This is a genomic window from Salinicola sp. MIT1003, assembly GCF_001858555.1.
GTDB classification, from domain to species: Bacteria; Pseudomonadota; Gammaproteobacteria; order Pseudomonadales; family Halomonadaceae; genus Salinicola; species Salinicola salarius.
Map to the genome: position 1 here is coordinate 348,117 of NZ_MCAP01000011.1, position 12,801 is coordinate 360,917.

Below are 12,801 nucleotides of genomic sequence, written 5' to 3' on the forward strand. Positions count from 1 at the left end.
GCTCACAGGGTGCCAAATTAAGCGAGCAACGCCCGAGCGTCAATATTTATGGAAACCATTTCCACTTTTTTAATGCCGAATGCGACGCCGGCATCAGAAGCAGGTCTCGATCACCTCCTTCACCGCCAACCGATCGTCGACCAGCAGCAGGCGGCGCCACTTGTCGAAGGTCAGGCAGGGATGCGAGGTGCCGAACGCGATGACATCGCCAACGGCGATCTCGGCATTCACGGGAATCTCGAGAAAGACGTGCTGGTCCATAATCTTCGTCGTTCGCCACGAGCGAATGTCGATGGGCGCCGGGGCGCCATCGTCGAGCCGGGGATAGAGACGCAGCGGCAGCGGAAGATCCGGCTCATGGCCGATATCGCGCTTGCCCAGCGCGACGATCGCCAAGCCCGGCTCGGGTAGCGACTGCACGTGGACGAAGACCTCCAACGCCGGCTGCAACTCCCCTTCGAGGCCGGGGTGACGCGATTTCACGGCGTCCATTGCACCGGCATAGAGCCTGTGATCGTGAACCACGTAACAGCCGGGGCGCAGGACCGGCGTGTAGTGTTCACGAAGCTCTGCCTTGTCGAACGCCTCGGCGATCAGGTCGAACCACTTGGAGCCGGACGCGGTAACGATCGGCGCCTCGCGCTGGAGCACGCCACTGGCCTGCAACGCCCGGACGGTATCGACCAGTCGCTCGCCGTAGGCGCGCACGGCGGCGACCTCGTCGCCACCAGCGATCATCCCCTCGTAACCTTCGATACCCACCAGCGCCAGCGCCGGCTGTTCCGCGATCGCCGCCACCAGCGCCTCGACCTGTTCGGCGTCGCGACAACCGCAGCGACCGCCGTCGATGCCCAGCTCGATCAGCACATTGAGCGTGAGGTCACGTTCGGCGAAATAGCGCCCCAGATCGCGCACGTTATCGTCACCATCGACCACGCAGTAGTATTCGAGGCCACGCTCGATGGCATCCGCGATCAGCCTCATGTTCGGCCGGCCGACCAGTTGATTGACCATCAGCACGCGATCGATGCCGTGGGCATGCGCCGCCACCGTCTGCACCGCCGTCGCCAGCGTGATGCCCCAGGCACCCGCCTCGATCTGTCGCTGGAACAGCGCCGGCGTCATCGTCGTCTTGCCGTGGGGCGCGAGTTTGGCGCCGTGATCGTCCGCGAAACGCTGCATCCAGGCGAGATTGTGCGCCAGCGGTGCCTCGAAGATCGCCGCCGCCGGCAGCGGCACGTCCGCCAGCAGATTGGCGGGGGTCGAAAGCGGCGTGCCTTTCTGCGGCGGCGCCAAAGACGTCATCGGGTCAGCCATCGGTTCTTCTCCTGTCGCGAATGTTGTGCTTGTGGTGATCGTCGTCACCAAGTCTGTCTTCTCAGCTCTTTGTCTCAGCCTTTTTCTTCTCAACCCTTCGGGGTATTTACTAACACACAAAATAAAAATACGTTAGTCACTAACATCGACTGACTACTTACCGACTATCGAGCCCAACGTGAGCCAGGAAATCGACATCTTGTCGCACATCACCGCTTGCCTGCCGAGTCTGCGCGAGGCGGAGAAGAAGGTCGCCAATCTGATCTTCGACGATATCGACTTCGTCGCGGAGGCGAGCATCGGTGAAATCGCCAGGCGCGCCGAGGTGAGCGATGCCACGGTGACCCGCTTTGCTCGAGCGGTGGACTGCCGCAACGTTCGCGACCTCAAGACGCGCCTGACCCGGGCGCTGGCTGCCGGCCGCCGCTTCATTCAGGAAGCGAGCGAGGACGATGGCCTCGGCGTGATCTACGACACCGCCGCCCAGACGCTGGCGCTCAACCGCACGCTGATGGAGCAGGCCGACGTCGAAGGCGCGGTGGCGATGCTCGACGATGCCCGCCAGATTCTGGTGTTCGGGGCCGGCGGCGGGTCGACGGTAATGGCGCAGGAGCTGCAGTTCCGGCTGGTTCGCCTCGGCTACGCGATCAGCGCCTATCCCCAGTCGCTGCTGCCGCGCATGGTCGCCTCGACCCTGGAGCCCAGCGATGTGGTCGTGGCGCTTTCCGTTACCGGCTATACCCCGGAAATCGTCGAGGCGGCCGAACTGGCGCGCCAATACGGCGCCCGGGTACTGGCCGTCACTGCGGTCGGTTCGCCGTTGGCCAAGGTCGCCGATATCACGCTATCGCTGGCCGCCCGCGAGACCGATTACATCTATTTTCCGTCGTCTTCACGCTACGCCATGATGGCGGCCATCGACATGCTGGCCCTCGGTCTGGCGCTGCGCCACCGCTCGCGCACCCGCGACAAGCTGCGACGACTCAAGATCACTCTCGATGCCCACCGCGGCGGCGACAACCGCCAGCCGCTGGGAGATTGAGCATCACGAGCCGCTTTCAGGAGCCACCATGCCCCACGATTTGTTGATCCGCGGCGCCAGCGTCATCGACGGCACCGGACGCGAGCCTTTCATCGCCGACGTGGCGATCGAGGGCGACCGGATCGTCGCCATCGGCGATCTGGGCGATGCCGACGCCCGCGAGACCGTCGATGCCACGGGGCTGATTCTCACTCCCGGCTTCATCGATGTGCATACCCACGACGACACCAACGTCATCCGTACCCCCCAGATGCTGCCCAAGCTTTCCCAGGGTGTGACCACGGTGGTGGTCGGCAACTGCGGCATCAGTGCCAGCCCGGTACGGCTCGCCGGCGAGGTGCCGGACCCGATGAACCTGCTCGGCCGCGCGGAGGATTTCCGCTACCCCAGCTTCGCCGCCTATGCCGAGGCAATCGAGCAGGCGCAACCCAGCGTCAACGTCGCGGCGCTGATCGGGCATACCAGCCTGCGCAGCCAGGTCATGGATCGCTTCGACCGTGCCGCCAGCGACGACGAGATCGCCGCCATGCGCGAGCAGCTGGAAACGGCGCTGGCCGAGGGCGCCGTGGGCATGAGTTCCGGGCTCGCCTATCGCAATGCTTATCACGCCCCCACCGCCGAGATGAACGCGCTGGTCGAGGCGGTCGGCCGCGCCGGCGGCGTCTACACCACTCATCTCCGCGACGAGTTCGCCGGGCTTCCCGAAGCCATGGACGAAGCCTTCGCCACCGCCGCCCAAGGTCAGGCGCCGCTGGTGATCTCGCACCTCAAGTGCGCCGGTGCCGGCAACTGGGGCAACGCGCCCAGGGCGCTGGCGAAGCTCGACGACGCCGCGCTTTCCCACGGCGTGCACTGCGACTGCTACCCCTATACCGCCGGCTCCTCGACGCTGGATCTGGGCCAGGTCACCGACGAGATCGACATCTTCATCACCTGGTCCGACCCGCACCCGGCAATGGCGCGCCAATCGCTGAAGACGATCGCCGAGCAGTGGAAGCTGTCACTGATGGACGCCGCCCGGCGCCTGCAGCCGGCCGGTGCGGTCTACCACAACATGAGCGAAGCGGACATGCGCCTGGTGCTGTCGCATCCGCTGTCGATGATCGGCTCCGACGGGCTGCCCAACGATCCGCATCCGCATCCGCGTCTGTGGGGCGCGTTCCCGCGAGTGCTCGCGCACTACAGTCGCGACCTGAAACTGCTGCCGTTGACCGAAGCCGTGCGCAAGATGACCGGACTTTCCGCCGCCAACTTCGGCCTGACCGACCGCGGCGAAATCCGCGTCGGCGCCTTCGCCGATCTTGTGCTGTTCGATCTCGACGCCCTCGAGGACACCGCGACCTACACCGCGCCGATCGCCAGGGCGAGCGGCATCGAGCGGGTCATCGTCAATGGCGTGGTCAGCTATCGCCAGGGCGAGGCCAGCGAACACCGGACCGGACGACTGCTGCGACGAGACGTTCGCCTCTCGCCTGCCCCGTCTCGTATCCATCCATGAACCCACTTATCCCGATCAGCAGTTCATCAAAGCAACAGGAAACAAGACCATGAGTATCAAACGTTATGGCGTCGAAGGCGGCGTCGGTACCGGTGGCCAGAAACTGCCCTTCGCCCGCGCCACCGAGGCGGCCGGCTGGCTGTTCGTCTCCGGCCAGACGCCGATGACCGACGGCGAAGTCGTCGAGGGCAGCATCATCGAACAGTCCCGGCTGGCGTTCGCCAACTGTCTGAAGATTGCCGAAGAAGCCGGCTACGGCGTCGAGGACGTCGTCCACGTCACCGCGGTGCTCACCGACGCGCGCTACTTCAGCTCGTTCAACAAGGTGTTCAAGGAAGTGTTCGGCGACCATCCGCCAGCGCGGATCTGCAGCGTTCAGGACCTTGTCGTCGACTGCAAGGTTGAGGTCGACATCAAGTGCTATCGCGCTGACAGGGCCTAGTTTCGAAGCTTGCTGCGCTCGGCCATGCGTCGTTAAAAATCGACTCAATATGCTCATTTACACCCACGTAAACTGCGCTATCTCGTCGATTTTTGCCTCGCCTGACCATCGCTCGCATAGCTTCGATATAGCACTTGAACAATGCCCGCACGAGATACAAAAGCGGAGAAGTTAGAAAGGTGGTCGCGCCCCGGCAAGGGCGCGACCGCAGTGAAAAACCCCATAGGCCATGACATTCCACACTGCTCCGGTCGCGGCAACGACCGGAACGACAATTATAAGAGGTCAATATGAACAGTCACGTTTTCCTCGGGGCCTTCATCGCCTACGTGCTCGTCATGATCGCGTTCGGGTGGTGGGTCTCCCGCAACAGTCGCAGCACCGGCGACGATTTCCTGCTCGGCGGACGTAGCGTCCCGATCTTTCTGACCATCGGCACGACGGTGGCGACCATGGTCGGCACAGGCTCCAGCATGGGCGCGGTCGGGTTCGGCTATGCCAACGGCTGGGCCGGTGCGCTCTACGGCATCGGCGGTTCCATCGGCGTGCTGCTGCTGGCGTTCTGGTTCGCGCCGGTACGCCGCTTCCGCTTCATGACCATGAGCGAGGAGCTTTCCTATTACGTCGGCGCCAATCGTTGGGTGCGCAATATCGTCGCCGTTCTGATCTACATCGCCTGCATCGGCTGGCTGGGCGCGCATATTCTCGGCGGCGGGCTCTACCTCTCATGGATGGCGGGAATCGACCTGACTACCGCGCGCATCCTGGTAGCGCTGGGTTTCGGCATCTACTGCGTGATCGGCGGCTACATGGCGGTGATCTGGACCGACACCGTCCAGGCGGTGGTGCTGTTCGTCGGCTTCATCGCGATGGCGATCATCGCGCTGTTCGAGGTCGGTGGCTTCTCCGGTCTCGGCGCCAACATGGACATCGCTGCCACCAGCTTTCTGGGCATCGACAAGATCGGCCTGGTGCCGGCAATCTCGCTCGCCGCGGTCATTGCCGTCGGCGTGCTGGCAACGCCCTCCTACCGCCAGCGGATCTACTCCGGCAATTCGGTCGGCTCGGTGCGCAAGTCGTTCGTGATCACCGGCATCCTCTATCTGTTCTTCTCGATCATTCCGGCGATCATCGGCATGGCGACCCATGCGCTGAATCCCGGTCTCGACAACAGCAACTTCGCCTTCCCGTTCCTGGCCACCGAGATCCTGCCGCTGTGGCTGGGCCTGCTGCTGCTGGTCGCGGGGCTGTCGGCCACCATGTCGAGCGCGAGCTCGGATGCCATCGCCGGCGTCTCGATCCTGCTGCGCGACGTCTACGTGCTGTTCACCGGCCATACGCCGTCGGCCCGCAAGGTCGTGGGTCTCTCGCGGCTGGCATTGGTCGCGACGATCGGGCTGGCGCTGCTGTTCGCGCTGACCTCCAATAACGTCATCAGCTACATCACCAGCATGATCGCCACGGTGATGGCGGGAATGTTCGTCTGTGGCGTGCTGGGGCGCTTCTGGCCGCGCTACAACTGGCAGGGCGCCATCGCCACCCTGATCGCCGCCTCCGCCACGTCACTGGCGGTGATCAACGTGGATAGCTGGACGACGTTCTGGGGCAACCCCAGCATCCCGGCGGTGCTGGTGGCGCTGGTCGTGGGCGTCGTCGTCAGTCTGGTCACGCCGGCCTCGAAGGTGACGCCGGAACAGGCGCTCAAGATCATCGACGACGAGCGCGAGCGCATGGAGCTGGAGGAAGATCCGGCGGCAGCCGTCAGCGGCAAGACGGCCTGAGTCGGGGCTCCACAAGAACTCGATGCCCCGCGCCAGCGGGGCATCATCGTTCTCGACTCTCGCCCGCTGATCCGCTCTAGACCACCACCCGAATCGCCATCGGCCGTTCGTCGAGATTGTCGGCGCCAGCGCGGTCGACGACGAGGAACTCGCCTTCCCGCTCCAGCACCGAATGAATGGCATGCCAGGTGCCGGCGCGGTAGTTGACGCCCTGGCGGCCGTCAGTGACGAAGGCGCGGATCCCGTCAGGGTCGATGTCGTCTCCCGGCGGCGCCACGACGACGATGAAGCGTTCCTCGTGCAGCGGCATGAACGCTTGGCTGCCCAGCGGATGACGTTCGAGCAGCTCGAGCTCCAGCGGCAGCGTGACCGGCTGGCTGACGAACACGCTGATCAGCGGTCGCGAGGGGGCGTCCAGGATCTCCACCCGGGCCAGATCGTGATGGCGCTGCGTGCGCCCGCCGTTGATCGCAAATGACTCGCTGATACGCGCGTCGATCACGTCGCCGAACGGCGCGAAAGCCTCCGGCGTCAGCTTCTGGGCCTTCAATTCCAGCATGACTCTCTCCCCTTGGTACTTCGTTCCAATCTAGCGCATCATCGTATACAAAATGAAACCGTTTCGTCTTTATGCACCTTCAATGGTGCGATTCGCTATTCCAGCGCGCATCGGTTGTGCGTCGTCATGCCATCCGAGCTTGAAGACTCTCTCGCCGCCTCCCGCCCGACAGGTGAACGCATGGCTGAAGCGAAATCATGCCATGCAATGGCGCCGATTCTAAAAGCCTGATCGCTGGTCTCTTTTTAGCAGCGTCGCGTTATCCACACCGTCTGCGCCCCATCCCCCTTCACGTGCATGCGGGATATGGCACGCATCTTGTATACAAAAAAAGGAACCATCATCGCAAACCGCCCTGCGGAGGGCAGCCGCCATGCCACAGCAACCGCATCATCAGTACAGCGACCGGCTCTATAACGCCGATCTCGCGCCCACCAGGCAGAACTGGAACTGGTACAACATTCTCGCCTTCTGGCTTTCCGACGTGCACAGCGTCGGCGGCTACGTGGTCGCCGCCAGCCTGTTTGCTCTGGGTCTGGCCGGCTGGCAGGTGCTGATCTCATTGTTGATCGGTATCTGCATCGTACAGATCTTCGCCAACCTGATGGCGAAGCCGAGCCAGAAAGCCGCGGTGCCGTTCCCGGTGATCTGCCGGCTCTCGTTCGGCGTGCTGGGGGCTAACATTCCGGCGATGATTCGCGGCCTGATCGCCGTGGTGTGGTACGGCATTCAGACCTATCTGGCCTCCAACGCCCTGACCATCGTGATCCTGCGCCTGTTCCCCGGCATGGAATCGCTGGCCGGCCCCAGCTTTCTCGGTCTCTCCTACCTGGGCTGGATCAGCTTCATGCTGCTGTGGGGCCTGCAGGCGATCGTGTTCTGGCGCGGCATGGATTCGATCCGTCGCTTCATCGACTGGAGCGGCCCGGCGGTCTATCTGGTGATGTTCGCCCTGGCCGCCTGGCTGGTGTGGCAGGCGGGCTGGTCCAATATCAGCTTTACCTTGAGCGACATTCAGCTCTCCCCCGGCGAGCAGCTGTGGCAGATGGTGATCGCCGCCGCCATCGTCGCCGGCTATTTTGCCGGGCCGACGCTCAACTTCGGCGACTTCACCCGCTACGCGCGCACCTTCGACGACGTCAAGCGGGGCAACTTCTGGGGCCTGCCGGTCAACTTCCTGGTGTTCTCGGCGACCACGGTGATGACGGTAAACACATTAGTAGAGAAGATTTGACGGCTAGAGTTGGTAAGGCTTGAAGATAGGTTCGCCATTGCCGATACTGTCTATCCATACAGTATTCGAGCCATAAGCCATGGAAGCCGTACAGAAGCCAATCGAATCGAACGCACGCCTATACCTGCCCCACCTTGAAACGCTCTGTAGAGCGGGAATTAGCGGGTTTCCCAGCCCCGCGCAGGACTATGAAGGTAGAAAGTTAGACCTCAACGAGTTCTTTGTTTCCCGGCCTTCTGCGAGCTTCTATATCACCGCTGTTGGCGACTCTATGCGCGAGTATGGGATTTTCGATGGGACGCTGTTGCTTGTGGATCGGTCGCTCGATTTAGCCGTTGATGATGTCGTTGTGGGTGTTGTGGACGGTGAGCTAATCGTGAAGTCGTATGAAATCCGGCACGGGCGGAAAATGCTTTGCTCCGGTGCTGACCGATATCCACCGGTTCCAGCCGAAGCGGTCGAGGATGATACGTGGGGTGTGGTGTCTTCGATTCACCGCCGTATGCGAGTTTTGAAGAGGGTTTCACGGTGATTGGGCTTGTAGATTGCAATAACTTCTACTGTTCCTGTGAGAGGGTTTTTCAGCCTTGGTATAACGGTAAGCCAGTTGGGGTTTTGTCGAATAATGACGGCTGTGTAATCGCCCGGTCTCAGGAATTGAAAGCCTTGGGTGTCGAAATGGGCACGCCAGCTTTCAAAATTAAAGATTTGATAAAGGCTAAAAAAGTTTACCTTTTCAGTTCTAATTATGAACTTTACGGTGATATGTCGAATCGAGTCCAGTCGATTCTTGAAGAGTATTCGGCAGGAATCGAGCCGTATTCTATTGACGAGTGCTTTGTAAAATTCGAAGGCTTTGAGCGAAACCAGTTGATTGAGCATTGCCACGATTTACGGCAGAAAGTGAAGAAATTCACTGGCATTCCTGTTTGCGTGGGTGTTGCACCAACGCGGACACTATCCAAGCTGGCTAACCGCATTGCGAAAAAGGTGGCACGGTTTGACGGAGTTTTTGTTATTGAAAATAAGGATAAGCGGTTAGAAAAGATTCTTGAGCGTATAGACGTTGGGGATGTCTGGGGGATTGGTCGTAAGCTCGTCGGTAAGCTGAATGCTATGGGAATTTATACAGCATTGGATTTAAGCCGAACGGATTCAAGGGAAATGAAAAAGGCTTTCTCGGTAGTTTTAGAGCGAACCATTCTAGAGCTTCAGGGAAAGCCTTGTATCACAATGAATGACTACCATGAGCCAAAGAAACGGATAATGACTTCGCGTTCGTTCGGGAAGCTGACAGACGATTTTGAACAGATACAGCAAGCAATCCGTCAACACGCACAGCGTGGTGCTGAAAAATTGCGTGAACAAAATAGCTTATGTAGAGCGGTGCTGGTTTTCTTGCAGACTAATCGATACCGACAAGACTTAGCGCAATACTCACCGTCTTTTGTTATTGAGCTTGAGAATCCTAGTGACGATAGCCGTGAAATCATAGCCGGTGCGGGTCGTTGTCTTCGCGAGGTTTATCGTGAAGGCTATCATTTTATGAAAGGCGGGGTTATGTTGATTGACCTTATCGATTCGGACAAAAACCAAATGTCTTTGCTCGACGATTCCGAATCAGTTGAGAAGCGCGAGAAAGCTGAAAAGCTCATGAGTGTTATTGATTCAGTGAACGAAAAAATGGGAAGACAAAGCGTTCGGTTTGGGTTGCCGTCAGGTAATGCGTCTTGGCATTTGCGTTGTTCGAACAGATCGAATCGATATTCAACAAGATGGGACGAATTACCGAAAGCTCAGACATGAAAAAGCCCCGCGTGAGAGCGAGGCTTTGAAACTTCAGTCAGATTTACTTTATTGCGATTAGCGCGTTGAGCATATTTTTCATATTGATAAGATAGCTACGTTCTGCAGCAATTCTTTCTTGCAGATACAGGCCGAAGCACTTATCTGAACAACTTGCTTCGCCATGACTTGTAATCACTTCGTCATACAACTTCAGACGATTGTTGATTTCATGAAGCACATATTGAATCTTAATATCTCTTTCAGTGCCAGACCAAACAGTTTCCATACCGAACGCACCGATAGCACCGTCGTCTATCATGATTGCGTCAAGAACATAAGAGGCATTCGAAGACGCTAACAAGTCAGCACTCGCTAAAGTTCTTTCGATAGATTCGCGAGCAGTGTCATTATTGAGATTCGGCGATACTTTACCCATTATTGGAAAGACGCTAGTTCCTGCAAAGCCTTCAACTTCACCAACTTTGACACCTTTGTAAAGCTTGTGATCAGGTGAAACCTGTTGCTCAGAAATGTATGTAGTATTTTCTGGGTCGGCTTCCCCGGTCATTGTCACACAACCTTGGAGAGCTAATAGAGATAAAGAAATTAATGCGATAGATATAGTTTTAAATGTTTTCATTTTTGTTCCCCTTTATATTTTTGGTTTCAGAGCTTATTATAACATCATAGTTTTAAGACATCAACTATTTAATGCTAATAATATTTATTGATCGATAGTTTTTAATTGTTTAAAGCTATTCTTCCTAGAACTAAACAAAACTAATAATTCTGTTTATCAATAACATTGAGCGAAGGAACGAAGTTCCAAGCGAACAGGTTTTGTTTTTCTAAAACGGAAATTCGAATCGAAGAAAACGGCGCTTCAAGCGCCGGTTTTAAGAGATTCCTTAAAATACTCTTTAAGGAGTATTAAAAGAGAAAAATGGTGACTTTCAATTTAGTAGCGAAACCGCACAGAAATTGGCGGAAAAATTGAGTCGCTAGGTTCTGTTTAAGCGATAGTAGGTTCTGTTTAAGCGATAGTAGGTTCTGTTTAAGCGCTAATTTAAAGACTTTTCAGATAGACGAAAAAATAGACAGCACTTCAAGCAAAATAATTGGAGGTGCTGTCTAAGCGAATCATTAGATATTGTTAATATCCAACCTGCTAACAATGAAAACCTGATCTCTACCTTTACCTTTTTCAGATATTTCCCAGCCATCAAGCTTGCCTATTTTTCTGAAAGAGGAAACAACATACTTCTTCAAATTTTTCAATTTGACACTATCAATATCTACATAGACTTCATGCCAAGCGCCATCTTTCTTCTGTCTTGACACATAGCCGTTAAGCATTAGCGCCATTCTTTCAGCGTTGAACGAGTGAGACCTACCGACATTAACGCTTGCGCTGAGTCGAGCGTGCAATAAATGAGCCACGCCCGCACGGGAACCTAATTGCTTCCTTTCAACAAGGTCTATGTAAGTGTATTGATTTTCTAGAGCATATGACAAAATACTTGAAATACCGACATACAACATTTCTTCGTCTTTATCGACAACAAGCGACACCATGTTTTCTGAAGTAATATATCTATCTGTCTCGATTTCATAGTTTACTTGAGAAAGCCTTCTCAAAGCCTCTATGAGTCTTTCTTTGCTTTGCTTGCTTCTACCCATTCCAGACGCCTTCAAAATCGCATAGTAGCTAGTTTTGATAACACGCGGGTGGTTCGAGAACGGAGCTAGCTCGCTGGTGTCTTTATTCAAACGACTCAAAAGCCTCTCAGATATAGAACCCTGCTTTGGCTCAGGTGGTAGCAACAATCCCTGTTTTGCTGACAATCCAACAATTGCGAGCAAAACGGATTGTTCGATAGCGTCAAGCTTCTCGAACATTCTGAATGTGATATCAGCGCCATTGTAGTTGTAGTGAACGATATCTTTGTCTCGTTCGCCTTTCGTATTGCTGACGTGTGTAAAAATTGGCGCTAAAAGTGAAGCCGTGTCATTCTGCGCGAAAGTGATTTCAGAAGTCTGCGAATTTTTCATTTGAACTCTCCATGTTGTTGTTATTTTCGACTGCTACTGGCTTCCTTGCCTTTGCAGGTTTTGCGACTGGCTTTTCCTTCTTGTTTTTTTTCTCAAGCTCTACACGCTGAAGTGTATAGCCGTAAATTTCTGGTCTTGGGTCGGAAACACGCTTGAACCAGATAGGCTCAGGGTGCATAGCCAAATTAACCTTGCTGACGCCATACTGAACGAATCTTTTTCGGTCTTCTTCCGAGATTCCGTAGTCGTTCGCGTCTTTCACGCTCATAGTCTTCATATAAGCTTGGAAACGAATGTTATCCACTAAGACAGACGAGCCACGCGAAGACTGCTGTTCTCCTGCAGTATCGTTGACGGCAGAGCCTTTATTCATGTGGTGGAGGAAGAGAATCGCGCAGTTGTTTTTGTCAGCAATTTTCAAAAGCTTGTCCAGCACAATACCCATATCACCGCTGTCGTTTTCGTTGAGATTGTGAACCTTCTTGAACGTGTCGAGAATTATTAAGCGGGAATAGCTGGCAATCTGCTCAAGCTTTTCAAGCGTAGCGGAATTTTCGATATTAAAGGTTTGGCTGGCTAATGGCATAATTTGAAGCCTGCCGTCAGCAACGCTTTTTTTCTGAACTTCATTGAGCGAATGGAAATATGAATCGATTCTGTGCTGGGTTGCTAACGCAGGATCTTCAAGAACAAGGACGCTCACGGCTTTCTCAGTAGGGTTTAGCTTTGCTCCTACAGTTTCACTACCACCGCAAATTTCACCGGCTATAGCGAGTGCCATGGCTGATTTTGAAGCACCACCTGCACCGACAAGCGAGCCCACTGTTCCCGAAACGAACCCCGGCAATACGAAGTCTAGTGGTTCGGGTGTGGTCTTGCTAACTGCGTCTATATTAAAGTAGTTCCAACCGCTCGCAGATTTTTCTAAAATATTATTGTTAGTCATTCCTCTCTCCTTTTGTGTTTTTAATGACTTATTATTAAAAAGGAGGCAAATATTTAATTGACAATTACATATAGCTTATTATATAATGTTTACTGTCAGAGCTGGCGTCAAATTGTTCTCTTTCTCTAATTTGGTTTCAGCG

Annotated in this window: 12 protein-coding genes; 7 read left to right on the forward strand and 5 right to left on the reverse strand. The window is 55.7% G+C overall.

Annotated elements, in window-relative coordinates; genetic code table 11:
- Positions 1-93: 93 nt before the first annotated feature.
- The gene (locus BC443_RS06780) at positions 94-1,317 is read right to left on the reverse strand and encodes an amino acid deaminase (protein ID WP_083387258.1); all 1,224 of its coding nucleotides are present in this window, start codon (positions 1,315-1,317) and stop codon (positions 94-96) included.
- 178 nt (positions 1,318-1,495) lie between these two features.
- Between BC443_RS06780 and BC443_RS06785 the strand changes: the two genes are divergently transcribed.
- The 4 genes from BC443_RS06785 to BC443_RS06800 all read left to right on the forward strand — a co-directional run bounded on the left by BC443_RS06785 (position 1,496) and on the right by BC443_RS06800 (position 6,080).
- The gene (locus tag BC443_RS06785) at positions 1,496-2,359 is read left to right on the forward strand and encodes a MurR/RpiR family transcriptional regulator (RefSeq protein ID WP_071231066.1); all 864 of its coding nucleotides are present in this window, start codon (positions 1,496-1,498) and stop codon (positions 2,357-2,359) included.
- Positions 2,360-2,387: 28 nt separating this feature from the next.
- Positions 2,388-3,857, forward strand: coding sequence for a D-aminoacylase (locus BC443_RS06790; protein WP_071231067.1), 1,470 nt, complete (start codon positions 2,388-2,390; stop codon positions 3,855-3,857).
- Between the two features lie 49 nt (positions 3,858-3,906).
- Complete coding sequence (locus BC443_RS06795; protein ID WP_071231068.1) at positions 3,907-4,299, forward strand: RidA family protein; 393 nt, start codon at positions 3,907-3,909, stop codon at positions 4,297-4,299.
- A gap of 290 nt (positions 4,300-4,589) precedes the next feature.
- The gene (locus tag BC443_RS06800; RefSeq protein WP_071231069.1) at positions 4,590-6,080 is read left to right on the forward strand and encodes a sodium:solute symporter family protein; all 1,491 of its coding nucleotides are present in this window, start codon (positions 4,590-4,592) and stop codon (positions 6,078-6,080) included.
- Positions 6,081-6,156: 76 nt separating this feature from the next.
- On the opposite strand, the gene BC443_RS06805 is transcribed toward BC443_RS06800, so the two are convergent.
- The gene (locus BC443_RS06805; RefSeq protein WP_071231070.1) at positions 6,157-6,639 is read right to left on the reverse strand and encodes an ureidoglycolate lyase; all 483 of its coding nucleotides are present in this window, start codon (positions 6,637-6,639) and stop codon (positions 6,157-6,159) included.
- Between the two features lie 373 nt (positions 6,640-7,012).
- Between BC443_RS06805 and BC443_RS06810 the strand changes: the two genes are divergently transcribed.
- The 3 genes from BC443_RS06810 to BC443_RS06820 all read left to right on the forward strand — a co-directional run bounded on the left by BC443_RS06810 (position 7,013) and on the right by BC443_RS06820 (position 9,679).
- Complete coding sequence (locus BC443_RS06810) at positions 7,013-7,873, forward strand: cytosine permease (protein WP_083387259.1); 861 nt, start codon at positions 7,013-7,015, stop codon at positions 7,871-7,873.
- A 79-nt stretch (positions 7,874-7,952) separates the two neighbouring features.
- The gene (locus tag BC443_RS06815; protein ID WP_071231071.1) at positions 7,953-8,405 is read left to right on the forward strand and encodes a S24 family peptidase; all 453 of its coding nucleotides are present in this window, start codon (positions 7,953-7,955) and stop codon (positions 8,403-8,405) included.
- Complete coding sequence (locus BC443_RS06820) at positions 8,402-9,679, forward strand: Y-family DNA polymerase (protein WP_071231072.1); 1,278 nt, start codon at positions 8,402-8,404, stop codon at positions 9,677-9,679. The genes BC443_RS06815 and BC443_RS06820 overlap by 4 nt, the downstream gene beginning before the upstream one ends.
- Positions 9,680-9,722: 43 nt before the next feature.
- On the opposite strand, the gene BC443_RS18500 is transcribed toward BC443_RS06820, so the two are convergent.
- From BC443_RS18500 to BC443_RS06835, 3 genes are all read right to left on the reverse strand, one after another.
- Entirely contained in the window at positions 9,723-10,301 is a 579-nt protein-coding gene (locus tag BC443_RS18500; protein WP_139284251.1) for a hypothetical protein, read from the reverse strand.
- A gap of 503 nt (positions 10,302-10,804) precedes the next feature.
- Positions 10,805-11,713, reverse strand: a complete 909-nt coding sequence (gene repC, locus BC443_RS06830) for a replication protein C, IncQ-type (RefSeq protein ID WP_071231074.1) — start codon at positions 11,711-11,713, stop codon at positions 10,805-10,807.
- Positions 11,691-12,659 carry an AAA family ATPase gene (locus BC443_RS06835; protein ID WP_071231075.1) on the reverse strand — a complete coding sequence of 323 codons (969 nt, stop codon included), beginning with the start codon at positions 12,657-12,659 and terminating at the stop codon, positions 11,691-11,693. Before BC443_RS06835 ends, repC begins: the two co-directional genes overlap by 23 nt.
- Positions 12,660-12,801 lie beyond the last annotated feature (142 nt).